We start from the raw sequence: 24,306 nt of genomic DNA, 5'->3' as shown, positions 1-24,306 counted from the left end.
CCTATTTAAAGCTTGTTCCCCCATCAATGACAATTGTCTGCCCTGTTAGCCACGCACTAGCATCACCATCACACAAAAATAAACAAGCCCCTGCAATATCGCTTGGCTGCCCCATACGATTAAGCGGGCTTTGGGATTCCACTGCTGCTTTAATCTCAGCATAATCTGGGAAGGCTTTTAGCGCATCTGTATCAATAGGACCGCCACTTACAGCATTCACACGGATATTAAACTCTCCTAGCTCCATTGCTGCATATTTTACCATCGTTTCCACTGCATTTTTAGAATTTCCGTGTCCTGCATAATTTGGCATATACACTAAATTCCCTGTTGAACTTAAAGAAATAATGCTTCCACCGCCTACTTTTTGCATTCTTTTTGCTGCTTCTTGTGCTCCTACGACAAAGGCAAGCACCGTTGCTGTATAGATATTATTTAAGCCTTTAGGCTTAAGGCGCATAAATGGCGCAAAGCCCCCTACAACGCTTTTACCATAAATAATTGCATTACTAATAAAAAAATCCACGCGCTCAAAATCTGCATCAATTTGCAAAAATAAATCCTTATAAGTTTCAGGCTCAAGAACATTGAGTGCATACGCCTTAGCCTTAATTCCATATTTGGATTCCACATCTTTGATGATATTTTGGGCTTCCTCTGCATTTTTATTATAGGTAAATGCGATATTCACACCCTTTTGCGCAAAGCGGTATAAAATCGCCCTGCCAATTCCACGCGTCGCGCCACTAATCACTAATGTCTTTGCTTTAAAATTTTCCATCATTAAACCACCTCGTATTGTTTTAAAATTTCTTCTAAAAACTGCATATTCTTTAGATTTGGCTCTACTAATGGCAAGCGGTATTCTAAAGTTTTTAAAAGTCCGCTTAAATACATTGCTGCTTTAATGGGAATGGGATTGCTCTCTATAAAAAGTGCCTTATTGATTGCATACAGCCCATTATTAATTTGCTTTGCTAAAGTGTAGTTTTGCTCTTTTAAAAGAGCGTGTGTAAGCTCTGCAATTTTATTGGGTAAAAGATTTGAAGTTACAGAAATCACACCCCTTCCTCCGCAACTAAGAATAGGATAATTAATCACATCTTCACCACTAACAATACACAAATCCTCCGCTTGTGCGTTTAAATCAATCACTTTTTCAATGCTCCCACTTGCTTCTTTGATACCATAAACATTTGACACTTCCTCAAATAAGCGCAAAATCGTAGCACTCTCTAAACTCACCCCTGTGCGACTTGGGACATTATAAAGCATTAAAGGGATTTCCACTGCATTTGCAACGGCTTTGTAGTGCTGAAACAATCCCTCTTGTGTGGGTTTATTATAATAAGGCGTAACGCATAAAATCGCATCTGCTCCACAACTTTGCGCAAATTTTGCTAACTCAATGGCTTCTTGCGTGGAATTACTCCCCGCCCCTGCTAGAACTTTAATATTAGAATCCCTACACACACTCACTGCCACTTCAATGCACTCTTTATGCTCTTTATGGCTTAGTGTTGCACTCTCTCCTGTTGTGCCAACAGGAATAAGGGCATCAATTCCATTGCAAATCTGTCGCTTTATTAAACTTGCATAAGTTTCTAAATCAAGAACCCCATTTTTAAAAGGCGTTACTAATGCTGTCATTGCACCTTCAATTGGATTTTTTACTTGCATACATTTCCTTATTTCGTTAGGGTTAGAATTGTCGCATTCTCTGATGTAAAATATTTTTGTGCCACTGCAATCACATCTTTTAAAGAAAGGTTTTCAAAGGCTTCTTCAAAATGCAATAAACTCTCCAAATCCCCACGCGCAAGATAGCTACCAAAAAGATTTGCCACACCAGTGCTAGATTCTAAGTCGTATAAAAAATTTGCACGCATATTTGTCTTAACCTTTTGCAAATCGGCTTCTTTAATCTTACCTTGCTTGATTTTCTCAATCTCTTGCAAAACCGCCTTTTCTATGTTTTCTAACTTTATTCCAGAATTTGCAATCGCCATAAAAATAAATAATCCCTCATCCACTAAATCCATATTATACGCATACACCTCAGCTGCTAGTCGCTTTTTATCCACAATTTCACGCACAAGCTGACTACTTTCACCCCCGCTTAAAATCTCACTTAGAGCACTTAGAGCAATTTGATCTTTGTGATTAAAAGGTGGAATCTTATAGCCAAGTGCTAGCACTTCAATCTCACTTTGGCGATGGACTTGCACACGCCTTTGCCCATCTTGCTTTGGCTCTTGCATATACACAGATTGTGGAATCTCTTTTGTATTTTTAATCCCTTCAAAATGCTTTTTAACCGCCTTTAATGCTTCTTTTTCATCCACATCGCCAGCAATCACAATTGCAGCATTTTTTGGCTGATAATAAATGCTATGAAACGCCTTTATATCCTCAATGCTCCAATTTCTAATGTCGTCCATAAAACCAATAGGCGTCCAATGGTAAGGGTGATACACAAAAGCGGTATTAAAAAGTCTAAAATACAAATATCCCATAGGATTATTATCTGTTCTCCACAAACGCTCCTCTGCTACAACATTGCGTTCAGGTTGAAACTCAGAATCCTTAAGACTTAAATTTTGCATAAGCTCCGCAAAAAGCTCTAGGGATTTGTCTAAATTTTGCGCACTAGATTTAATGTAATAATGCGTGTAATCAAAACCTGTGTAAGCATTTGTAGCCCCACCATAACCCTTAACCACCTTATCAAACTCACCAGCCTCTAAATTTTTTGTGGATTTAAAATTTAAATGCTCTAACATATGCGCAATTCCGCTTTTTCCCATCACTTCATTGCGACTGCCTACCTTATAAAACACATCTGTTGTAATCACTCCACTTTGGTTTTTTAAAGGAATAATCACCACTTCTAAACCATTCTTTAACACGCTTCTGTAATGCTTAGGAAGCACAGATTTTACTGCTCCATTCTCTGCCATTAAAACTCCTACAAAAAATATTTCCACGCAAAAAAATGCAAAAATTATACGCAACATTTTCATAAATCCACACCCACTGCTTCGCTAATATGATTAAACCCATCGCGTTCTAAAAACTCTTTTAAGCCCATATTAATGTTTTTAACTAGACTTGGTCCTTCAAAAACCATCGCGCTAAAGACTTGCACGAGATTTGCCCCTAAACGAATTCTTTCATACGCTTCTTGCGCATTTGCGATTCCACCTACACTAATGAGCGTTGTTTTGCGCTTTTTTGTCTTTAGAGATTTAGCGATTTGCTCTAACATCTCACGGCTTTTTGGTGCTAAAACTCTGCCTGAGATTCCACCCTTTTCTTTAGAATTTGTTACAAGGGAATAATCTAGCGTTGTGTTTGTGGCAATAATCCCTTTTGCTCCATTATCAATAGCGCATTCCACTAAACTCAATGCGTCATCAACCCTTAAATCAGGGGAGATTTTTAAATAAATGGACTTTTTATAAATCTCACGCAATGCACCGAATAACTCTTTGATAAAAGTTGCGTTTTGCAAATTGCGCAAATTTGGCGTATTGGGCGATGAGATATTAATACTCAAATAATCTGTGTTTGTCTTAAAAATCCTAGCTAGTGCTGTGTAATCCTTTATTGCATCTTCTTGGCTTGTAGATTTGTTCTTGCCAATATTAACACCAAGCGGCAAAACAAAGGGGTAACACTCATCTAAACGCATACTCACTGCATTTGCACCATCATTATTAAAGCCCATTGCATTTTGGAGAGATTCTTCATTACTATGCCGCCAGAGTCTAGGCTTCTCATTCCCACTTTGCGCCAAAGGCGTTACAGCTCCAACCTCTAAATGCGAAAACCCCAATGCACAAAGGGATTCTATCATTGTAGCATTTTTATCAAATCCCGCTGCAAGTCCCACAGGATTATAAAAGTGCATTCCATCAATTTCTTGTTCTAAAATTGCATCGCAGACAAAAGACTGCTTTGCAACATAAGGCAATGCACAGGGAATCTTTGGAGCAATCTTACAAACATACTCTACAATGCTATGCGCTACTTCTGCATTAAGTTTAAAGAGAAAAGGGCGTAAATTCTGATAATGTAGCATTTCACCTCTAAATTCATTTTCAGATTAAAATTCCAAAATTGTAGCATTTTTTAATAAAGCCACCCTAAAAAGATAATATTTCAAACAATACTATTCTAAGATTCCAAGCACTTTATAAATTGGCACTTTTTCTAAAAACTCTTTAACCACTTCTTTAATCGCCGCCTTGTTTTCCGCTTCTGATTCTAGCACCTTTCCATCTTTCATAAAACCTTGATTATTCTCTTTAAAGGCACGCATTACATAATTCACAAATTCCGTTTCTTTCTTACTGCCTTGTAAATAAGCGCGCATCACAATTTGCTCCACATTTGAAACAAGAATCCCTGAAGCAATTCTAGGAGCTGCAATAAACAAAGAGGATTCCGCACTAAATCCTTGTTTCTTTAACACACCTAGATTATACGCCCTAGCCCTCTCTTGTAATTCTTTTGAAACAGGTTGCACAGGAAGCACCATTGCTTGTTCTGCTAGGATAAATATCACTTGACTTGCAAGCAAAAAATCTATCTTACAAGCTTCCATAATCTCTTCTAAGCTCTTTGCCTTATAATTGTCTTTTTCTAAAAACTTTAACACTCCTTGGTATAAATCTTTTTGCAAATTTGCTTCCCCTAAAGGAAATTGCATTTTTTCTTGAAAATGCGTTATTGGCATAAGCAGTGTAAAATATGTCTTAGATAATCTCTCTTTAGCCTCCCTTTGACTAATTCTTCTTGCACCTTTAATATAAATGTCGCGTCTAAATTGCTGATTGAGATAATAATCTTTTAGTTGTTCTTTAAAAATTCTGTTTTGAATCTTGCTTAAAAATGCAATAGCATCCGCATTAAAATTATAACCATCAAAATAATGAAGGAACTTTCCTTCAGTCGCAAAGGAACATTTAGCCTCTTCCATCATCTTTGCTACTTGATAGAAATAAAAACAATCCCAGTTTTGATTAAAATACTCGTGTGAAACATAAGTAAAATCACGGCTTTTCAAATGTTCTAGCATTTGCTTGTTTTGTGGGGAATGCTCTGCATAAAAGGGCTTAGTCTCTAAAAAGCTTTCAAAAAAGGCTAGAGTATTTTTCACAAGCCCTTGTGTGTCTATTTCTGCGGAGTGATTTAACTCTTTATACAGCCCTAAAAGCTCTCTTGTAGGGGATTTTGGCGACCACCCGGGCATACAATTATAGCTATTATACACCACACCACCAACTTTTAAAAACCTTCTGATAATCTCTAAAATAATGTTGCGATTTTCTTGGCTAATCCAAGAAAAGATTCCGTGAAAAACAATATAGTCAAATTGTGGTTGCTCTTTTTCAAAACACTCCAAAAGCTGCTTAAAGCTATCCTCATAGAGTATGATATTTGCAGATTGCACATAACTTTTTGCAATGGCAACTTGACTAGGATTAAAATCTGTGCCGACATACTCTCCATTTGTTGTTGCAGCGTGGATATTAATACTCCCTCCACAACCAAAAGCAAGCTCTAAATAGCTAAAACCATCCTTTGGGCAAATATCCCCCCCCCCCCGCAGGGTATAGCAAATCCCGCCATTGTTAAATGAAGATTTAAAACCAAAGGGCTTAATTCTCTGTAATAAAAATTTGTGTATTCCACATCTGTAAAATAGCCTTCACTCCAAACTGCCATAAATTCTCCTTAACGCTTCAATCAAAGCCGCAATTGTAGCACAAATTCAAGGCTAATATGGAATCTAAAATTTAAAATTCCAAAGGGTTACGCAAACACAATTTAAGTTAAAGTTAAAAATCCCTTACTTTTTAAATTTCATACACAAGAAAAGGAGAACCTGAAATCGACAAGCGATTTCTTCCTTATTGCGTATGAAATCTAAAAAGCAAAGGATTCACAAGTCAAAAACCTAAGCCAATAAATTCAAAAAATAAGAAATTAACAAGCAAGAAATTCAAACAACTAAGAAACTAAACGCCAAAACACGGAATCCAAATGCGATTTTAAGTTTTAAGACGTTATAGATTAATTTTAGTTACAACAGGATTCCACGCTTTTGAAGAGAGCATTACACAATTGCCACTTTTTAAGCCCGCTACCTCCTCTTCTTGTGCAACAATTTGTGCGATTTCATTACCAATTAGCACGCTTAAAACATACACTAGCCCACTTTTCTTAATCTCTAGCACCACACCGCTATGACGGAATTTCCCACTAGGCAAATCTTGTAAAAACACAGAATGCGGGCTTCCTTGCTTGTGTATGCTTCCTTTTTCAATAAATAGCACGAAGTTTGAGAGAAAAAACACTTCGTTAAAATTATGGCTGACTAGAAATGTGGTGAGATTAAAATGGCGATGGATTTTTAAGAGTTCCTTTTGAAGTTTATGCGCCATCACGGAATCCAAAGCCGAAAATGGCTCATCTAAGAGCAAAATCTCAGGGTTTCTAACCAATGCTCTAGCTAAAGCCACTCTTTGTTGCTGTCCTCCACTTAGCGCGTTTGGCTTCTGTTTAGCAAGGGCTTGTAACTCTGTGATTTCTAGCAAATCTACAACCCTTTTTTTATCAGCCCCTTTGGGCAAGGCAAAGCGTAAATTCTCCTCCACACTCATATTAGGAAAAAGTGCGTAGTCTTGGAAGACAAAGCCTATGGAGCGTTTTTGTGGCGGGAGATTTACACTAGCCCCTCTTGCTTCTTTTGCCTTCTCAAACCAAACTTTATCCCCCACTTGCACACGCCCAAAATCTGGCTCAACTAATCCTGCTAGAATCCTTAAAATCGTTGTTTTACCCGCCCCACTTTTTCCAAAAAGCGTGATTAAATCCTGCTCTTTAAGGGTGCAATCCACTTTTAAGACAATCTCACCTTGCGCACTTAAAAGGCGTTTTTCAAAGTCTAAAACAATCACTTTGCCCCTCTTTTATTCAAATAAAAAGTCAAAAGTAAAATCAAAAATGTAACCACAAACAAAGTCAAAGCATATTGATGCGCTAGGGCGTAATTTAGCGATTCTACCTCATCATAAATCGCAATGCTTGCTACGCGTGTAACGCCTTGTATATTTCCTCCAATCATCATCACCACGCCAAACTCACCGATGGTGTGTGCAAAAGTTACCACAATTCCAACAAGCAGTGAGCGTGAAATATTGGGTAATAACACAGCATAAAGAATGCTAAGGCGATTTTTTCCAAGTGTTAAAGCTGCTTCAAAAAGCGATTTAGGAAGTGCAGAAAATCCTGCTTGAATGGGATTTACCATAAAGGGAAGCGAGAAAATCACAGAGCCTACAATCAGCCCTTCAAAGCTAAAGACAAGCTTAAGGTTAAAAGTTTCTAGCAAAAACTTGCCCAAAAAGCTTTGCGGACTAAAGGCAATGAGTAAATAAAAGCCCAAAACACTAGGTGGAAGCACTAAGGGCATTGAGACAATGGCTTCTAAAATTGGTGTCAGTTTGCTTTTATTAAAGGCTAGAAAATATGCTAGCGGAATTGCAAGGATAAAAAGTACAAAGGTCGTTATTAACGCTACTTTAAGCGTTAAAAGCATTGTGAGAAAAAAGCCCTCAAGCATAGAGCATCACAGCATTTTCAGGGATGTGCCACTTCACGCAATCCCCCTTTTTTAAAGCATTTTGTTTAATAAAATCAAGCGGACACAAGGCGGCAATTGCGCTATTTTGCACTTCTAACACTAGCCTTGCAAAGAGTGTGTCTGTTTGTATGTCTAAAATTTTGGATTTAAAGGTATTGTGCAAGCCCTTTAGCTCTAAGCCTACAATTACGCTGCTTTCTTTAAAGCACAATTTTAAGGTTTTTTGTAAAAATGGCTCTAAAAATGTGGAATCCTCTAACAAAAGCACATTTAGCATTTGCGATTCCAACTTTTTAGCATCATCACACAAGCGCACACAAAGGCGCAAAATCCCTTCTTGTGCGTCAAAATGCGTTAAGATGCCTTTAAGTCTATTCAACACTATATCCAAATTTGATAAATGTTTGTTTTGCCTTTTTGCTTAGAATATAGTCTTTAAAATCCTTAGCAAGCTTAGAGTCTTTGCCATAATTTGTAATCACAAGTGCTTGTAAAATGGGCTTATAAAGCTTTTCATCAATCACAATAAAACTCATTGTAGGCGTGTTAATCCCACCCTCTCCTAGCACGGATAAAGCGGTAAATCCCACTTGCGCATTTTTAGATTCCACATAAGTTGTTGCCGCCCCTATGCTCTCCCCTATTACAAACTTCGCTTGCACTTTTTCTAGCATTTTTGTAGCCTCTAGTGCCTCCACTGAAGCCCTGCCATAAGGAGCAAGTTTAGAGTTTGGAATCGCAATATGCGTGATTTTAGGATTTAAAATGTCGCTAAATTCTTTAATTTTAAAGTTCTCATCATTGCTCCAAAGCACTAATTTTCCCTTCGCATAAATCTCCTCTTTGCTTGGGGCTAGCTTTTCTTCATAGAGTTTTGCAGGATAGCTCACATCTGCTGAAACAAATAAATGTGCGGAAAAACCATTTTTAATTTGCGCATAAGCTTTGCCACTTGAAATATAAGAAATCTCAATTTTATCGTCTTTTTTATTGACTAAAAAATCACTCTTAATTTCTTCTAGCACATATTTTAATGAAGCTGCTGCTAGCACTTTAATCTCTTCTGCTTGTGCATTAACACTAAAAACCACTCCCAAAATCCCAACAACAATCGCCTTTTTGATTCTGCTTAACATTTTCCCTCCTTTCATCACCAATTTTATTTACATTAGCATTATATTTTGAATGCGCATAAGTTTTATTTAAATTATTTCATTAATTCTTTTGTTATAATAATCCCTTATGCTAAGGAGAGAAAATGACAATTATTAATCAACAAACACGCAATGTCTTAGTAGAGAATGTCAAAGTTTCAAAAGAAAACTTAATCTTAGGGATTGAACACGCTCTAATCTCAAATGATATAGATGCACAAAGAGTATTTTTCCTAAAAGTGCCAGAATCTTGTAAAAAAATGCTTTTTAGCAAAGATTGGTATTGGAATGGCACAAAGCTTGAAGTCTATGAGGACTAAAATGCAAGCAATCAAAAACGCAAAGGCGTGGAAGTTTGGGGACAATATAGACACAGATTTAATCATTGCTGCACGCTATTTAAACACAACAGATTCTGCAATCCTAGCCTCGCATTTAATGGAAGATGCTAGAAATGGCTTTGTGGATTCCATTACTAAGGGCGATATTATTGTAGCAGGCGAAAACTTTGGTTGCGGCTCTAGTAGAGAACACGCACCTGTGGCAATTAAAGCTGCTGGGATTAGTGCTGTGATTGCAAAGAGTTATGCGCGTATTTTTTATCGCAATGCCTTTAACACAGGCTTACCCATTTTAGAGATTAAAGAAGCAGATTCCATTAAGGAAGGCGATGTTTTAGAGATTGATTTAAAAGGCGGTGTGATTAAAAACCACACGCAAAATTGTGATTATGTTTTCAATGCGATTCCGCCTTTTATGCTAGAGCTTTTAGAGAGCGGCGGATTAATCCCATATGCGAAAAACAAGCTAGGAAATTCTAATGCAATGCTATAAAATTGCTGTGATTAAAGGCGATGGAATCGGACCTGAAGTGATTAATGAAGCCTTAAAGGTATTAAAGGTTGTTGCAGAGAAGTTTTGCTTTAACTTAGAATTTGAAGATTATTTAATGGGCGGAATTGCGTATGATTTAACAGGCACTCCCTTGCCTAAAGAAACCATTGAAGGTTGCTTAAAAGCAGATGCTACACTCTTTGGTGCAATTGGTGGTGAGAAATGGGATAATTTGCCGCGCGAGTTACGCCCAGAGAGTGGATTATTAGATTTAAGAAAAAGCTTAGAAGTCTTTGCAAACTTCCGCCCTGCTAAGGTTTATGATGCTCTCATTGATGCTAGCACGCTAAAGGCTGAAGTGATTGAAGGCGTAGATATTCTAGTGGTGCGTGAGCTAATTGGTGGAATCTATTTTGGCACACCAAAGGGGCGTGATAGGGATAGGGGCTTTAATACAATGGTGTATAGTGTTGATGAAGTTAGGCGCATTGCCCACACAGCCTTTGTTGCGGCAAGAAAACGCAAGAAAAAAGTGTGCTCCGTGGATAAAGCAAATGTGCTAGATGTTAGTCAGCTGTGGCGTGAAGTTGTCAGCGAAGTGGCAAAGGAATACCAAGATATAGAGTTAAGCCATATGTATGTGGATAATGCAGCAATGCAATTAATTAAGAATCCTAAGCAATTTGATGTGATTGTAACAGGCAATCTTTTTGGAGATATTTTAAGCGATGAAGCAAGTATGCTAAGTGGCTCTATTGGCTTGCTCCCTAGTGCGTCTATTGGCGCAAAAGCAGCAATTTATGAACCCATCCACGGAAGTGCGCCAGATATTGCAGGAACAGGCATTGCAAATCCAATTGCAGCTATTGCAAGTGCCGCTATGATGCTACGCTACTCTTTAGGACAAATGCAAGCAGCAGAAGCGATTGAAAAGGCAATTGAAGAAGTGCTACAAGAAGGATTCCGCACAAAAGACATTGCAGATTATGGCGCAAAAGAAGTGTGCAATTGCGAGCGTATTGGGAGTGTGATAGCGAAGAAAATTACAAAACTCTAAAAATGCAAACACTTTTACAACAGATTCCAAAAACAGATAAACTCCTAAATGCACTCAATGCAAAATTACAAACACCAAACCAAAACCTTTTAAAAAGGCTAACTTTAGAGTTTTTAGACAGCTATCGCCAAGAATTATTAAAGGGCGGGGAATTACTAGACTTTGAGAGTTGTATAAAGCGCATTATAATGCTGTATCAAAACGCTACACAAAAATCCCTAAAGCCACTCATTAACGCTACGGGGATTGTGGTGCATACAAACTTAGGGCGAAGTGTCTTTTCAGAAGAAATCCTAGAAGAAATCAAGCCTCTTTTAACGCAATACAACAACTTAGAATATCACTTACAAACCGGCAAAAGAAGTGAGCGTTATCTGCATCTACAAAGGCTTTTTAAAACGCTTTTAAATGCTGAAGATGTGCTAGTTGTGAATAACAATGCCGCTGCTGTGTTTTTAATCCTAAACACTTTTGCAAAAGGCAAGGAAGTGATTATCTCACGCGGGGAGCTAATAGAAATTGGTGGAGGCTTTAGGATTCCGTGCGTTATGGAGGATTCTGGGGCAATTTTGCGCGAAGTTGGCACAACAAATAAAACCCATTTAAAAGATTACAAAGACGCCATTAACACAGATAGTGCGATGCTCTTTAAGGTGCACAAGTCTAACTATACCATTACAGGTTTTAGCAAGGAGGTGGAGCTTAAAGAGCTTATAGCCCTTGCAAAAGAGTGTGATTTGATAGATTATTATGATTTAGGAAGCGGATATTTTGACATTTTAGATTCCATATTTAAAGGATTTGAGCCTTCATTGCAAAGCATTTGCACGCTTAATCCAAGTCTTATAAGCTTTAGTGGAGATAAACTTTTAGGCACAGCGCAAGCAGGGATTATCCTTGGCAAAAAAGCACACATCAATAAGCTTAAGCAAAACCAACTTTTAAGAATGTTGCGCGCAGATAAATTCACCATTGCAGCCCTTGAAGCGACACTCAATGCGTATTTACAAGGCAATGTTAAAGCGATTCCAACTCTACAAATGCTCTTAAGGGATAAGGATTTCTTACACACTTTAGCACAAGAATTAGCAAAAGGGATTCCGCCTTGCTTTAAGCCTAAAGTGATTCCAACTAAAAGTTATAGCGGTGGTGGAGCAATGCCAAACCATTCTTTAGAATCCTTTGGTGTGGCATTTTATGCAAAAGACTTAAATTTCTTAAAGCTTGATGCAACAAAATTAGAACAACATTTACGCAACCATAGAATCATTGCTCGCTTAGAAAATTCCGCTTTGATTTTAGATGTGCGCACACTTTTAGAAGGAGATTTAGTGCAAATTGTGGAATCCTTTTGCGCATTACACAAAGAACTACAATGCAAACACATTTAATCCTTGGCACAATGGGGCATATTGACCACGGAAAGACAAGCTTAATTGCCGCACTTAATGGATTTTGGGGTGATGGCACACCAAGTGAAAAAGAGCGTGGAATCACACTTGATTTAAGCTTTTCAAATCTCACACAAAGGGATAAAAACATCGCTTTTATTGATGCTCCCGGACACGAAAAATTAGTGAAAAATATGATTGCAGGAGCGTTTGGGATAGATTATGCCTTGCTTGTTATTGCCGCAAATGAAGGGGTAATGCCCCAGACTTTAGAGCATTTAAGAATTGCGTATTTGCTTGGGATTAGGGATTTTATTGTCGTGTTAAGCAAATGCGATTTGGTAAAAAATACTACATTAAAAAAGCGCGAAGCAGAAATTGCAATGCTTTTTTCTAATTTTCAAGGCTTAAAATATCGCCTTTTAAATGCTTCTATTTATGATAAAACTAGCATTGAAACACTTAAAAGCACGCTTTTTTCACTCCCAAAACTTAAGCGTGAAAACTTAGGGTTTTTCCGCTATTACATAGATCGCTCCTTTAGCATTAAAGGTTTAGGATGCGTGGTAAGTGGCACGCTAATGGATGGGGATTTAAGCACACAAGATAAAATATGGTGTTGTAATTTAGAGTGTAATCTTAATATCAAAGACATCCAAAGCCATAATAAAAACACAAAAATTGCCTATAATGGTGTGCGCGTGGCAATCAATCTCCAAGGAATCTCTCACCATCAGCTTAAACGGGGCTATTTGCTCACCAAAAAGGGCTATTTGCGCGGATTTGATAGAATTGAAGTGGAACTAGAAAGCTTTAGTGATGTGCAACACAATAGTGAAACAATGCTTTATTTAGGAGCATTACGCACAACTTGTCGCGTGTTATTTTTGGATTCCAATAAAAAATTTGCCACACTAAAAACTAAAATTCCACTCTTTAGCATTTTTAATGAACGCTTTATTTTGCGCGATGATACTCAAACACTAGGCGGTGGAAAGGTTTTAAGCCCCATTATAGATCCTATGAAAAAATCCCAAAAACTAGAATATCTAAAATTTCTAAGCAATGGTGATTTTAAAGGCGCATTTAGCATTTTACTCCAAGCACATAAAAAAGGAGTGGGTTTAATTGGCACAATGCAACGCTTTAGAATTCCACAAAGCAAAGCCCTAGCAATTGCAAAAGAGATTCCGCATTGCTTCGTGTGTGAAAAAGCACTCATCGCATATCCAAAGCATACTAGAGCACTTGTAAAAGAAATGATTGCAAAGATTTTAGCTAAAAACCCCAATGCACTCTTAAGCGCAACCCTTCTCCATCAAAAACAAAACTTTATTGCAGAAGAATTTGCCTTTGATGTTCTCAATGAACTTTTAGCGCAAAAAATGCTACGGAAGTTGGAATCCTTTTTTGTATCGCCTAAAAATTCCTTACAAGACACAAAAAGCGTTGAAGACTATCTTTATACAACCCTTTACAACGCATTGCATCATCAAGGCTACGCACCCCTTGCACCCTATAATCTCTATGATAGCCTAGATATTGATAGAAAAAGTGGTGATGCAATCTTTAAACGCTTAACAAATGAAAAAAAGATTCTACGCCTAAGCCATAAGCTTTTTGTTTGCACAGAGCATTTAACCAAGCTTTTAGAGCTTATGCGTACAATCATCAAAAAAGAAGGCTATTTAGATTTAAATAATTTGAAATCCCATTTAAATCTAAGCCGCAAATATCTCATTGCTTATTTAGACTATCTTAATCACTTTGAAGACATAGAAAATGACAATGGCAAGCGCAGGTTTAAATAACACATTACACACTCAAAACATTTCCCTTAAAGATTCTTTTATATAACCAAAATAATGCAATCAAAGCAGGAATCCCAAAAACATAGCCCGCTAGCAAATTATCAAAATACCCTGCAATCCCAAAAGACAACAAGGCAATGAAAGCAACACTTGTAACATAAGGAAATTGCGTAACAAAATGGCTATGCACAGAGCAACCCGCCCCTGTGGCTGATAAAATCGTTGTATCAGAAATCGGCGATGCGTGATCCCCATACACAGCACCAGATAGCACAGCACACACAGCAAGATTTAAACTCACATCATTACTTAGCGCAATCCCAGCCCCAATGGGAAGCATAATCGCAAATGTCCCCCAACTAGTGCCTGTACAAAAAGCAATAAAACTAGAAGCAACAAATAAAATAATTGGAATCACAATATGTGCAGAGAGTGCTCCATCGCTTAATAATTCCTTACTTAAATTTGCTAGATACACTCCTGTTTGCAAATCCCCTTTAATCACAGGACCAATCGCCCAAGCAAAAATCAAAATCAAATTTGCAGGCAACATTAGCAAAAAGCCATCTTTAAGAATCAACCAATACTCATTTGCTAAGATTCTATTAAACGCCAAAACCACCGCTACAAAAAGCGCACAAGCCCCTCCCCAAAAGAGTGCAAATCCTGTTTGCGCTTCTGAAAGCATTGCGATTAAATCAAAAGTTCCTACAACTCTATATCCGCTATAAAAAATAAAAAATCCCACAAACACAAACAATGCCCCAAGCGGCAGAAGCAAAAGCCACACACTCCCTCCACTATGCTCCTTTATCTCCTCAAACTCTTGCACGCCAACATTTTGATATTGCACCATTTGGGGCAAATTAATCCGCCAAAGAATCGTCAAAAATACCCCAAGCAAGGCAAACCACGCATAAAAATTCCCAACAATGCTATTTGCTAGAATGCTAAAGCTTTTATCCGCACCAAACACACCACCCATAATCCCTAAAATATACGCCCCCCAGCTTGAAATTGGCATCAAAATACAAATCGGTGCAGAAGTGGAATCAATGATATACGCCAAACGCTCTCTACTAGAATGATTTGCATCATTAAGCGGGCGGGCGATTTGCCCAACACTCAAAGCATTAAAATAATCATCAATAAAAATCACAATCCCAGCAATAAACGCCAAAAACTCCGAGCTTCTAGGGTTATTAACCTTTTGTCTAGCCCACGCTACAAATGCCGCAATTCCACCAGAACATTTCAACAACTCTGTTAAAACACCAAGCAGAATTAAAAATCCAAAGACATAAATCGCTGAAACTTCCACTTCTCCATCGCTATAAAACACCGATGAAATCGTAGAAAACACATAGTTTATAATCTCAAATAAGGAATCTTTTAGCATCACTCCAGCAACCACAATTCCAATAAAAAGCGATAAAACCACCCGCTTTGTAATAAACACCAAAACAATCACTATAATGGGCACAACAAGACTTAAGGCTGAATCTGCATACATTTTTTCTCCTTTGTAAAGGCACAATTCTAACAAACGCTTTTTTCAAGTATGGTTAAATTTATGTAAAATTAGCATTTTTTAAATTTGTAAAGATTAAAAATGTAATAAGGAATCCAAAAATGTCAAGCAAAATAGAATTATTTTTAGAACTTGCAAAACCTAACAAAAATGGGGTATCTCGCTGGGTAAGCGTGAATGAATTTATCGGAAATTATAAAAATTTAGCACTTGGAAATGGTGGAAGTTGGTGTAGAAAAAGCTCAACTCTAGCCAAAAAATACAATGTAGAATTTGATAAGAGTCAAACAAAAGGTAATGCGATTGATAGAATTAGACTTAATGGATTTAATATACAAGAAACTTTTAATCAAGCAATAAGGCAAGATATTAAAAATTTTTACAAAAATCAAAAATGCGTGATGCTAGGTGTATGTGGCAAATCTGAAAATACAACCATAGAGATAGACCATAAAGATGGACGCAAAAATGATATGCGCGTTGCATCTTTGCAAGACCAACGCTTAGAGGATTTTCAACCATTATCTAAGGCAGCAAATGACATAAAGCGACAAATTTGCAAAACCTGCAAAGAAACCAATAAGCGTTGGAGTGCCAAAAACATTAAAGGCAATCCTTATGATTTTTATGAAGGAGATGAAAATTACACAGAAGAGTTAGGCTGTGTGGGCTGTTATCAATACGACCCTGTAGCGTATCGCAAAGCCTGTGTTGTCAAAATTACACAAGAAGTTTCTACAAATATTCTCCAAAAGCTTTATGGAGAGGACTTTTGAATTACATTGGCTCAAAAATAAAGTTACTGCCCTTTTTACAAGCAAATATGGAATCCATTTTGCAAAAACATAGCAAGCCCCTTGTTGATTGCGTATTTTGTGATATATTTGCAGGCACTGGAGCGGTTGGAAGATTATTTAAGCCCAAAGTTAAGCAAATGATTTCAAATGATAAGGAATATTATAGTTTTGTCTTAAATCAAAATTACATTGCTAATAATACAGAAATTAAGGATAAAGAAAAGCTATTTGATGAACTTAATTCTAATGCTTTAACACCACCTATTGAAGGGAAAATTTACAAGCATTATTGTCTAGGGCATACGCGCTTTGAAAACAATAAAATTGACTTTAAAAACAAAGAATTTCAAAGACAATATTTTAGCGATTATAATGGTGCAAAAATTGATGCAATCCGCACAAAAATAGAGCATTGGCGCAAAAGTGGAGCAATTACACAAAACACTTACTTTCATTTGCTTGCCTCCCTTTTAGAATCCGCAGATAGAGTGGCAAACACCGCTTCTGTGTATGGAGCATTTTTAAAATCCCTTAAAAAATCTGCTTTAATTCCACTAATACTAAAGCCTATTGATTTTTTAATTTCTAATCAAAATAATTGTGTTTTTAATACAGATTCTAACACTCTTATTCAAAAAATAAAAGGCGATATTCTCTATCTTGACCCCCCATATAATGCTAGAGAATATGGAGCAAACTATCACTTGCTAAATACTATTGCCCTTTATGATAACTTCATTCCGCGTGGAAAAACAGGTTTAAGAGAATATGAAAAAAGTGCGTATTGTAAAAAAAGAGAAGTTGCAAGTGCGTTAGAATCTCTTATTAAAAACGCAAAATTTGAATGGATATTTTTAAGCTACAATAATGAAGGGCTTTTAAGTTTGGAATCTTTGCGAGAAATCTTATCAAAATATGGCGAATACAGCAATGTCGTGCAAAAACACCAAAGGTTTAAAGCAGATTCTAGCAGAACCCACAAACAAGATTCCACACTAGAATATCTGCATATTTTGCGTAAGGAATAATTCTACTGATTATAAAGCGTTTTGTCTAAGGCTTTTAGGTTTTTTGCTGTGCAAAGTGCAGAAGTCATCGCGCCTGAAACATTGCTTGCTGTGCGTGCCATATCTACGATGGGATCAACGGCTAAGACAAGGCTAAGCAGCATAAAATTCTCTCCAAAACCAATTCCAGCTAGCATAATTGAAGCTGCCATTGTTGCACTTCCGGGAACTCCAGCAATCCCAAGTGAGCCAAGCACTGCCACTAAAACAATCATCAGTGCAAAGCTAAAATCAATCTGCACGCCTAGTAAATTTGCAACAAGCACTGCTGCCATTGCAGGAAAATACCCCGCACAGCCATTTAACCCTGTTGTTGTCCCAATGCTTGCGACAAAATTTGCCACGGCTGAAGAGACTCCAAATCTATCTTGCAAAGTAGAAATGCTAAGAGGTAAGGTTGCCACGCTTGAGCGCGAACTAAAGGCAAAAAGCAACACAGGAAAGGCTTTTTTGAAATAAATAAAGGGATTTAGCCCTTGTAAGAGCAATAACACAAAATGCACGCCAAACATCACAAACATCGCTACATAAGTTAAAACAATAAAAATCCCCACAATTTTAATGGCTTCAAAACCATTGCTTAAAAGCACATTTGCCATCATACACACCACAGCATAAGGCATAAAGTGAATCACCGCCCCTGTCATTTGCATCATAATCGCATAGAAAGTTTTAACAAGATTTCTAAAGCTTTTAAACGACTTCTCATATTTTGCATTTTTGCTAACACTTTTTGCACAGATTCCAATTAAAAAAGCAAAAATCACTATAGCAATAATATTCTCTTTGCTCATCACATTAATAATATTACTAGGGATTAGATTTTGCAAAATGCTTGTTAGTGTTGTGATTTCTCTAATCTGCCTTGCACCTTCACTTAAAGCGATATTTTCTCCTAAATCAAACACAACTGCCAAGCTTAACCCAACAATTGCTGCTAAAGCCGTGCTAAAAAGTATCCAAAAAAGACTCACTCCAAGCAAGGAAGAGATTTTAATATCTTTATCAATTTCTATAATTACCTTCACAATGCAAGCAAAAATGAGTGGAATCACTAACATTTTAATGAAAGCTACAAACACTGCGCTAAAAAACGCAAACCAATGCTTTGCCTCTGCATACCAAATAATTTCTTTTGCAGCATTTGCATTAGGATAATCCGCTAAGTGTTGCAAGATAAAGCCAAATAAAAGCCCAACAAAAAGCGCGAAAAGCATTCTCAAAGAAAAGCTAATCTGCCTATCATACATCTTTTTAATCACAAAAAAGATTCCAACAAGAACGCTCAAAATTATCAAAGTTTGCGGACTAGAGAGTTGCAAAAAGTGGCTAAAAAACGCATAATCCATAAAGACTTCCTTTACAAAAGACATTTAAAAACGCAATTATAATATTAAAACAAGCAAAATCACCCTGTATTTCTAATTCCTTGTGCGATTCCAACAATAGTTGTAACAATCTGCTTTGCAATGCGCTCTTTTTGTTCTTTGTATTGCGCTTCTTTATAAGCACGCATTAAATAAAGCTGAAAAAAGCTAAGACTAGTTAAAAAGGGTTTTCTAAGAAAAATAGATTCTTGCACCAACTTCTCGCTTGCTAGCAAATGCTCCTCATTGCGCACATACAATAGCCACTCTAGCGTGCGATGGTATTCTGCTTCAATCAAACTCCAAATTCTTTCACGCAATTCCCCATTCTCTACAAAAGCATTATAACGCCTTGCAATGTCTAAATCCACCTTCAAAAAAGCTTGCGAGATGTTATCAATCGTGGTTTTAAAAAACAAATCCTCCTTATAACATCGTCTAAAAAGCTCTCTATCTCCACTTGCTTTGAATGCTTCCTCTAAGCCACTTCCAAGCCCATACCAAGCAGGAATAATAGAGCGATTCTGTGTCCAAGCAAACACCCAAGGAATCGCGCGCAAGTCCTCTACATTTTGCGTATCCTTACGCTTACTTGGGCGCGAGCCTATGTTTAATTGCTGGATAAAATAAATGGGTGTTGCCTGCTTAAAATACTCTATAAAACCCTCACTCTCATACACAAGCTTACGATAAGCCTTATACGATTCCGCACTCACGCTTTGCAAAATCTTATCAAAATCAAAACTCTCTTTATCGCATTGTTTGCCATATCTATCATAAACAGACTTCTTTAGCAAAGTTGCAAGCGCACTATTAAAACTAGATTCCGCCTTTTTGGGGCTTAAATACTTCGCACTAATCACCTCCCCTTGCTCTGTGGTTTTTAAAAACCCTGCTACACTTTTAATAGGAGAGCTTAAAAGCGCATCTTCTAATGCACCCCCACCACGGCTTACACTTCCTCCCCTTCCGTGAAATAATCTAAATTTAATCCCTAATTCATCCTCTAACACCATTAGATTTTCAATGGCTTTACGCAACGCATAATTGCTAGTAAAGATTCCACCATCTTTACTAGAATCTGAATAACCAATCATAATTTCTTGATAATTTTTACGCGATTGCAAATACTCACTATAATGCGGATTTGCACATAGCTCGCGCAAAATTTTTGGTGCAAATTCCAAATCTCCAATGGTTTCAAAAAGCGGCGAAATAGAGATGCGCGTTCTCTTACCCTTGCGCCATAATCCACTTTGCTTTGCAAACCATAGCACGCATAACAAATCATTTGCACTCTGACACATTGAAATAATGCAAGAATCAATAATATCATCACTAATCCTATCTTTTGCCCATTTAAAATGCACAAAAGCTAGCAAGGTTTCTTGTGTTTGCGCGCTTAACTTGCCATAGAGCAGATTTAAATCCAACAATGGTGCATCTAATGCAGCATTTAAAATCTTTGTTCTCTCACTCTCTGGCAAAAGCAGTAAATCACCCTGCACATAGCCTAAATGGGAAAAAATCTCTGCTAAGGCATTCCAAAACACATCTCTATGCTGACGAAAATCAAGCTGCATTAAGTGGAATCCCGCAAGCAATGCAAGGTTTTTTAGCTCTTTTAAATACAAGCTACTGCGCGCATCTAAAGAGTCTATTAGCATATCAATATCCTTAATAAATTCCTTAGAATTGACATACATATAAGGTTTATTTTCACTCAATGCACTTTGGGGCAAATTTAAAGCTAAGATTCTATTTTGTAGTTTTTGGCGCATACAACTCAATTTTGCACGGAATGGTTCTTGCAAAAAAGCTTTTTTTGTCAAAGCATTTAAATGCTCTTTTTCTGCTTCTAAACTATCCCTTAAAGCTTCGCTAGGAGCAATGCAATCCTGTGCTATGGATAATTCACGCCCCAACTTATCAATTCTCTTTAAGTATTGATGGATAATTGTTTCATGCTGGCGCTTCATCACTTCAAGCATAACAGCATTTGTTACATAAGGATTCCCATCTCTATCCCCACCAATCCAACTTCCAAGTCTAATAGGAGACTTCTTTAATATCTTTTTATCTCCTAAAATCTCTAGGGCATTTTGAATTTCTCTAAGAGTATTTATAGCACTTTGTAAAATAGAACTTTCCATAAAGTAAAGCAAATTATCAAGCTCAAATAAAACCCCTATTTTCTCGCTCCTTACGATGTGGCTATGCCAAAGCAAATTTAAGCGATATTTTAAATGCTCTTTTGCTTTTAAATCTCCAAATTTAAACAAAGCTTCTAAGTCATCACTCATCTCGTGATAACTCTCTAAAAATGTTCTCCGTAAAGATTCCGTAGGATGTGCTGTAAAAACAGGATAAAATCGCATTTTCTTTAGCACTTCTTGAAGATCACTTGCATCATAATTTTGTGCTTTTAGCTCTGTAAGTGTAGTTTGGATTCTATCTTCTCGCATTGTGCTTAAATGGTATTTCTCATCAATGATGTTTAATAGCATTTGATAAAGTGTGAATGCCTTAATAAGATTAGAAATGTCTTCTGCGCTTAGTGCATTTAAAGAGTTGGAATCTTTGCTAAATCCTTCTTTAAAAGCCACAAATAATGGCTCTATCTTTGGAGCAACAGCATTTAATTGTTCCCGCATTAAAGTAAAAATAAATTTTATTTCTTTAGATTTATACATTTGCGATTCCTTTTAGAGAGAGTTTTAACATTATAACGCTTTTTAGTAAAAGGCTTGAAAAATCTATGTAAAATTAATCGTTTTAAATCCCTCTAAACCTTTGCAACATAATCTTTAATGCGCTCTATAATTGTCGGATTAATCTTTAATTGCAATTGTAAAAGCGATAGAGGCACACCAAAGCCTTCTAGCTTTGGGGCGTCTTTTTGCGTAACAAGCAAAGAAGTTGCACCTAAGCGTTCATATTCCTTTAAAATCTTTTCTTTCTTAAAAAAGGAATGGTCTTTAAACACCATCTTTCCTACCACATCTGGCAAATACTCATCTAAACGCATCGGATTTGCAATTGCTGTTACAAGTAGCATTTTAGGAGTAGCCTGCACTAACTCTACTTGCCGTTGATAATCCACTCCTTCTTTAGCCACAATATCTGCTTCCTTATATGCACGCTTAGATTCCCTATATCCACCGCTTGGGATACAAAAACTAAAATAAGGCTCTAATTGAGGTTGCAAAAGGATGTTTAGCTTTTTAAACTTAAAGCGGAATCCATCGTCTAAAAATACAACTTTAGCCCCTAATTCTTTGGCTTTTTGGATTCCAACTGCACGCTTTTCACTCACAATCACGCTTGCATTTGGCAAGGCTTTTGCTAGCATTATTGCTTCATCCCCTGCATTTTCTACACTCTCTTGCACCGCACCTTTTAGGCTCACAATCCTTAACCCCTTACTCCTGCGTCCGTATCCACGCAAAATCACACACGCATCTGCATAATCCTTTGCAATTTCTATAATAAAGGGCGATTTTCCACTGCCTCCAAGCACTAAATTCCCCACACTAATAATTGGAATCCCAAAATCCCTAAAACACCCAAACTTGCGCTTTAATGTCGCAATGGCACAATAGATAAAACTAAAGGGCAGCAACACAAAGGCTAGAAGTTTTTGGATTCCACTTGGGGCATAAAAATACCGCTCCCTTTTACGCATTTATCCCTTACACACGCACACTAGCAAGGTTTAAGACTTGCTTACACACATAATCCGTATCTGCTTGTTGCATTGCGCTGTAAATTGGCAAACTTAAAATCTGCTGATAATTCTTAAGCGCAACAGGAAAATCGCTAATCTTATATTTGTATTTTGTCTTATAATAAGTTAATAAATGGTTTGGCACAAAATGCAATGCAGTTTCGATTCCACATTCTTTAAGCTCCTTTGCAAAATGGTCGCGATTCTTATCCACTTTAATAATAAAATGCAAAAAGGTATGCTCGCTTTTAACCACAGGAAGTGAAATGTGCGGCACACTCTCTAAATTCTTACGATAATATCTTGCAATCTCTTGGCGGCGGCTAATAATATAATCAATGCGTCTAAGCTGACTTAAACAAAGGGCAACATCAAGATAGCTTACATTGTATTTATTCCCAATTCCCACAACATCATACAAATATTGCGGGCGTGTGGAGGTTGTTTTTTCACTTATAATGCCGTGATAGCGCAACAATACTGCCACTTCAGCAAGCTCTTTATCTTGCGTAGCTAAAACTCCAGTTTGCGCAACAGGATTAAAGGCATCAAGCACGATGCTAAAAATGCTTGCAAAACTCTTTTTCGCACCAATTTTCACACCATTATGGGTAAGCCCTAATGCCATTGTTGCATCTTCAATAATTTTAATATTATGCGCTTGTGCAAGATCAAAGAAAGGTTCTGTATCCATAGCTTGTCCTGCTGTATGGCTAACAATGATGGCGCGCAGTTTTTTGACACCCATTTTTTCAATTGTTTCTTTACATTTTTCAAAGGACATAAAAAAAGTATCCTCTTCAATATCCACAAAAATTGGTTCAGCATCAAAATGACGAATAATTTCTGGAAACATAGGATGGCAATTTACAGAACAAATAATCTTATCGCCCCGTTTAATGTCCATAGCAAATAGACACAAATGAAATGCTGTTGTCCCACTAAGTGTAGCTATGGCATATTCAATTCCAATAAAATTCCTAAATTCCTCTTCAAACTCACTGACAATATCATAACTAGGATTTTCTAGCACGCGATGGATTGCATCTTTTTCTGCTTTAGTAATATCTGGAATAAAATAGGGAATTTTTCGCATATTATTTCCTTTAAACTTGCGCAATCGTTGGCATTTTTTGCTTAAATAAAAAGCGTTGCATTCTCACTTTAACTAATTGCAATGCTTCCTTTGGCAAACCTTCTTGCAAAATCGCTACATCATCCTTTCCTTCGTGCAATAGTAACATAATTCTATCTAAGATTGCATAGGAAAATCCTAGCTCTGCTTCATCGCTCTGCCCTGCATACAAATCTGCACTTGGCGGCTTTTGTAAAATATTTTGTGGAATATCTAACACCTTTGCTAGCCCATAAATTTCCGTTTTATAAAGATTTCCAATAGGATTAATTGCACAAGCTAAATCTCCATAAATCGTGCCATAACCCAGTAAAATCTCAGATTTATTGCTTGTGCCAACAACAAGAGCATCATTTCCAAAGGCATAATCGTATAAACAAATCATTCTTAGCCTAGCACTAAGATTGCCTAAGCGCATTTGAGATTGTGCAAGATTTGGCAAAGTCTCTAAAAATGCGTTTTGGAGACCTGCAATGCTAAGAATTTCATTTTGGATTCCAAATTTTCCACAAAGCTCCAAGGCGTGTTCTAAGCTTTCTTTGCTAGATTGTTTTGCAGGAAGAATTAAAGCTTTATGCGATTCCTTAAAAGCAAGCTGACAAAGCCTAGCTACCACCGCAGAATCAATCCCACCACTTAATCCAAAAACAACCGCATTAAATCCACGCTTTGTAACTTCATTTTGGATAAATGCAATAAGTTTTTGCACAATTGTTTCAAAATCTCTCACAAAAGCCTCCCTATAAAATCACGCAAAATCTCTACTCAATGTAATTTTTAA

At 37.1% G+C, this 24,306-nt stretch carries 23 protein-coding genes; 7 read left to right on the top strand and 16 right to left on the bottom strand.

The window, feature by feature from the left end:
* Position 1: 1 nt before the first annotated feature.
* From MRZ19_RS07290 to modA, 10 genes are all read right to left on the bottom strand, one after another.
* A complete protein-coding gene (locus MRZ19_RS07290) occupies positions 2 to 784 on the bottom strand; it encodes an enoyl-ACP reductase (protein WP_291031640.1) in 783 nt (260 codons plus the stop codon).
* Positions 784 to 1,680 carry a 4-hydroxy-tetrahydrodipicolinate synthase gene (gene dapA / locus MRZ19_RS07285; protein ID WP_291031639.1) on the bottom strand — a complete coding sequence of 299 codons (897 nt, stop codon included), beginning with the start codon at positions 1,678 to 1,680 and terminating at the stop codon, positions 784 to 786. The genes MRZ19_RS07290 and dapA overlap by 1 nt, the downstream gene beginning before the upstream one ends.
* An 8-nt stretch (positions 1,681 to 1,688) precedes the next feature.
* Complete coding sequence (locus MRZ19_RS07280) at positions 1,689 to 2,960, bottom strand: pitrilysin family protein (RefSeq protein ID WP_291031638.1); 1,272 nt, start codon at positions 2,958 to 2,960, stop codon at positions 1,689 to 1,691.
* Positions 2,961 to 3,019: 59 nt separating this feature from the next.
* Positions 3,020 to 4,084 carry a dihydroorotate dehydrogenase (quinone) gene (gene pyrD / locus MRZ19_RS07275; protein WP_291031637.1) on the bottom strand — a complete coding sequence of 355 codons (1,065 nt, stop codon included), beginning with the start codon at positions 4,082 to 4,084 and terminating at the stop codon, positions 3,020 to 3,022.
* A gap of 90 nt (positions 4,085 to 4,174) precedes the next feature.
* The gene (locus MRZ19_RS07270; RefSeq protein ID WP_291031865.1) at positions 4,175 to 5,599 is read right to left on the bottom strand and encodes a class I SAM-dependent methyltransferase; all 1,425 of its coding nucleotides are present in this window, start codon (positions 5,597 to 5,599) and stop codon (positions 4,175 to 4,177) included.
* The gene (locus tag MRZ19_RS07265; RefSeq protein WP_291031636.1) at positions 5,569 to 5,733 is read right to left on the bottom strand and encodes a hypothetical protein; all 165 of its coding nucleotides are present in this window, start codon (positions 5,731 to 5,733) and stop codon (positions 5,569 to 5,571) included. Before MRZ19_RS07265 ends, MRZ19_RS07270 begins: the two co-directional genes overlap by 31 nt.
* Positions 5,734 to 6,074: 341 nt before the next feature.
* Positions 6,075 to 6,968 carry an ATP-binding cassette domain-containing protein gene (locus MRZ19_RS07260; RefSeq protein WP_291031635.1) on the bottom strand — a complete coding sequence of 298 codons (894 nt, stop codon included), beginning with the start codon at positions 6,966 to 6,968 and terminating at the stop codon, positions 6,075 to 6,077.
* A complete protein-coding gene (modB, locus tag MRZ19_RS07255; RefSeq protein WP_291031634.1) occupies positions 6,965 to 7,633 on the bottom strand; it encodes a molybdate ABC transporter permease subunit in 669 nt (222 codons plus the stop codon). The genes MRZ19_RS07260 and modB overlap by 4 nt, the downstream gene beginning before the upstream one ends.
* The gene (locus MRZ19_RS07250; protein WP_291031633.1) at positions 7,626 to 8,033 is read right to left on the bottom strand and encodes a molybdate ABC transporter; all 408 of its coding nucleotides are present in this window, start codon (positions 8,031 to 8,033) and stop codon (positions 7,626 to 7,628) included. The genes modB and MRZ19_RS07250 overlap by 8 nt, the downstream gene beginning before the upstream one ends.
* Entirely contained in the window at positions 8,026 to 8,790 is a 765-nt protein-coding gene (modA, locus tag MRZ19_RS07245; protein ID WP_291031632.1) for a molybdate ABC transporter substrate-binding protein, read from the bottom strand. Before modA ends, MRZ19_RS07250 begins: the two co-directional genes overlap by 8 nt.
* A gap of 122 nt (positions 8,791 to 8,912) precedes the next feature.
* Between modA and MRZ19_RS07240 the strand changes: the two genes are divergently transcribed.
* The 5 genes from MRZ19_RS07240 to selB are packed head-to-tail and all read left to right on the top strand — an operon-like array spanning position 8,913 to position 13,901.
* Positions 8,913 to 9,128, top strand: a complete 216-nt coding sequence (locus MRZ19_RS07240; RefSeq protein ID WP_291031631.1) for a hypothetical protein — start codon at positions 8,913 to 8,915, stop codon at positions 9,126 to 9,128.
* Position 9,129: 1 nt separating this feature from the next.
* A complete protein-coding gene (locus MRZ19_RS07235) occupies positions 9,130 to 9,642 on the top strand; it encodes a 3-isopropylmalate dehydratase small subunit (protein ID WP_291031630.1) in 513 nt (170 codons plus the stop codon).
* Positions 9,629 to 10,699 carry a 3-isopropylmalate dehydrogenase gene (gene leuB / locus MRZ19_RS07230; RefSeq protein WP_291031629.1) on the top strand — a complete coding sequence of 357 codons (1,071 nt, stop codon included), beginning with the start codon at positions 9,629 to 9,631 and terminating at the stop codon, positions 10,697 to 10,699. Before MRZ19_RS07235 ends, leuB begins: the two co-directional genes overlap by 14 nt.
* Complete coding sequence (gene selA / locus MRZ19_RS07225; protein ID WP_291031628.1) at positions 10,651 to 12,090, top strand: L-seryl-tRNA(Sec) selenium transferase; 1,440 nt, start codon at positions 10,651 to 10,653, stop codon at positions 12,088 to 12,090. The genes leuB and selA overlap by 49 nt, the downstream gene beginning before the upstream one ends.
* Positions 12,075 to 13,901, top strand: a complete 1,827-nt coding sequence (gene selB, locus MRZ19_RS07220) for a selenocysteine-specific translation elongation factor (protein ID WP_291031627.1) — start codon at positions 12,075 to 12,077, stop codon at positions 13,899 to 13,901. Before selA ends, selB begins: the two co-directional genes overlap by 16 nt.
* 4 nt (positions 13,902 to 13,905) lie before the next feature.
* On the opposite strand, the gene MRZ19_RS07215 is transcribed toward selB, so the two are convergent.
* Positions 13,906 to 15,414 (bottom strand): Na+/H+ antiporter NhaC family protein, encoded by a 1,509-nt coding sequence (locus tag MRZ19_RS07215; protein ID WP_291031626.1) that lies wholly within the window; start codon positions 15,412 to 15,414, stop codon positions 13,906 to 13,908.
* A 119-nt stretch (positions 15,415 to 15,533) separates the two neighbouring features.
* Here MRZ19_RS07215 and MRZ19_RS07210 point away from each other — a divergent pair, with 119 nt between their 5' ends.
* The gene (locus tag MRZ19_RS07210) at positions 15,534 to 16,208 is read left to right on the top strand and encodes a restriction endonuclease (protein WP_291031625.1); all 675 of its coding nucleotides are present in this window, start codon (positions 15,534 to 15,536) and stop codon (positions 16,206 to 16,208) included.
* Positions 16,205 to 17,257 carry a DNA adenine methylase gene (locus MRZ19_RS07205; RefSeq protein ID WP_291031624.1) on the top strand — a complete coding sequence of 351 codons (1,053 nt, stop codon included), beginning with the start codon at positions 16,205 to 16,207 and terminating at the stop codon, positions 17,255 to 17,257. Before MRZ19_RS07210 ends, MRZ19_RS07205 begins: the two co-directional genes overlap by 4 nt.
* Before the next feature lie 2 nt (positions 17,258 to 17,259).
* On the opposite strand, the gene MRZ19_RS07200 is transcribed toward MRZ19_RS07205, so the two are convergent.
* From MRZ19_RS07200 to MRZ19_RS07180, 5 genes are all read right to left on the bottom strand, one after another.
* On the bottom strand, positions 17,260 to 18,645 hold the full coding sequence (locus MRZ19_RS07200) for a cation:dicarboxylase symporter family transporter (protein WP_291031623.1): 1,386 nt from the start codon (positions 18,643 to 18,645) through the stop codon (positions 17,260 to 17,262).
* 59 nt (positions 18,646 to 18,704) lie between these two features.
* A complete protein-coding gene (locus tag MRZ19_RS07195; protein ID WP_291031622.1) occupies positions 18,705 to 21,356 on the bottom strand; it encodes a phosphoenolpyruvate carboxylase in 2,652 nt (883 codons plus the stop codon).
* A gap of 92 nt (positions 21,357 to 21,448) precedes the next feature.
* Entirely contained in the window at positions 21,449 to 22,348 is a 900-nt protein-coding gene (locus MRZ19_RS07190) for a tetraacyldisaccharide 4'-kinase (protein WP_291031621.1), read from the bottom strand.
* 7 nt (positions 22,349 to 22,355) lie between these two features.
* Positions 22,356 to 23,486: an aminotransferase class I/II-fold pyridoxal phosphate-dependent enzyme gene (locus MRZ19_RS07185; protein WP_291031620.1), complete on the bottom strand. Its 1,131-nt coding sequence runs from the start codon at positions 23,484 to 23,486 to the stop codon at positions 22,356 to 22,358.
* A gap of 10 nt (positions 23,487 to 23,496) precedes the next feature.
* Positions 23,497 to 24,255 carry an NAD+ synthase gene (locus MRZ19_RS07180; RefSeq protein WP_291031619.1) on the bottom strand — a complete coding sequence of 253 codons (759 nt, stop codon included), beginning with the start codon at positions 24,253 to 24,255 and terminating at the stop codon, positions 23,497 to 23,499.
* Positions 24,256 to 24,306 lie beyond the last annotated feature (51 nt).

The sequence above is a fragment of the Helicobacter sp. genome (genome assembly GCF_022770205.1).
Taxonomy (GTDB): Bacteria; Campylobacterota; Campylobacteria; order Campylobacterales; family Helicobacteraceae; genus Helicobacter_D.
This window is presented reverse-complemented; position numbering and strand designations above follow the sequence as displayed.

Bases quoted from the DNA above. Each gene is read 5' to 3' on its own strand.
- MRZ19_RS07290 (WP_291031640.1), bottom strand. From the start codon at position 784: ATGATGGAAAATTTTAAAGCAAAGACATTAGTGATTAGTGGCGCGACG.
- dapA (WP_291031639.1), bottom strand. From the start codon at position 1,680: ATGCAAGTAAAAAATCCAATTGAAGGTGCAATGACAGCATTAGTAACG.
- MRZ19_RS07280 (WP_291031638.1), bottom strand. From the start codon at position 2,960: ATGGCAGAGAATGGAGCAGTAAAATCTGTGCTTCCTAAGCATTACAGA.
- pyrD (WP_291031637.1), bottom strand. From the start codon at position 4,084: ATGCTACATTATCAGAATTTACGCCCTTTTCTCTTTAAACTTAATGCA.
- MRZ19_RS07265 (WP_291031636.1), bottom strand. From the start codon at position 5,733: ATGGCAGTTTGGAGTGAAGGCTATTTTACAGATGTGGAATACACAAAT.
- modB (WP_291031634.1), bottom strand. From the start codon at position 7,633: ATGCTTGAGGGCTTTTTTCTCACAATGCTTTTAACGCTTAAAGTAGCG.
- modA (WP_291031632.1), bottom strand. From the start codon at position 8,790: ATGTTAAGCAGAATCAAAAAGGCGATTGTTGTTGGGATTTTGGGAGTG.
- MRZ19_RS07240 (WP_291031631.1), top strand. From the start codon at position 8,913: ATGACAATTATTAATCAACAAACACGCAATGTCTTAGTAGAGAATGTC.
- MRZ19_RS07235 (WP_291031630.1), top strand. From the start codon at position 9,130: ATGCAAGCAATCAAAAACGCAAAGGCGTGGAAGTTTGGGGACAATATA.
- leuB (WP_291031629.1), top strand. From the start codon at position 9,629: ATGCAATGCTATAAAATTGCTGTGATTAAAGGCGATGGAATCGGACCT.
- selB (WP_291031627.1), top strand. From the start codon at position 12,075: ATGCAAACACATTTAATCCTTGGCACAATGGGGCATATTGACCACGGA.
- MRZ19_RS07215 (WP_291031626.1), bottom strand. From the start codon at position 15,414: ATGTATGCAGATTCAGCCTTAAGTCTTGTTGTGCCCATTATAGTGATT.
- MRZ19_RS07210 (WP_291031625.1), top strand. From the start codon at position 15,534: ATGTCAAGCAAAATAGAATTATTTTTAGAACTTGCAAAACCTAACAAA.
- MRZ19_RS07200 (WP_291031623.1), bottom strand. From the start codon at position 18,645: ATGGATTATGCGTTTTTTAGCCACTTTTTGCAACTCTCTAGTCCGCAA.
- MRZ19_RS07195 (WP_291031622.1), bottom strand. From the start codon at position 21,356: ATGTATAAATCTAAAGAAATAAAATTTATTTTTACTTTAATGCGGGAA.
- MRZ19_RS07190 (WP_291031621.1), bottom strand. From the start codon at position 22,348: ATGCGTAAAAGGGAGCGGTATTTTTATGCCCCAAGTGGAATCCAAAAA.
- MRZ19_RS07185 (WP_291031620.1), bottom strand. From the start codon at position 23,486: ATGCGAAAAATTCCCTATTTTATTCCAGATATTACTAAAGCAGAAAAA.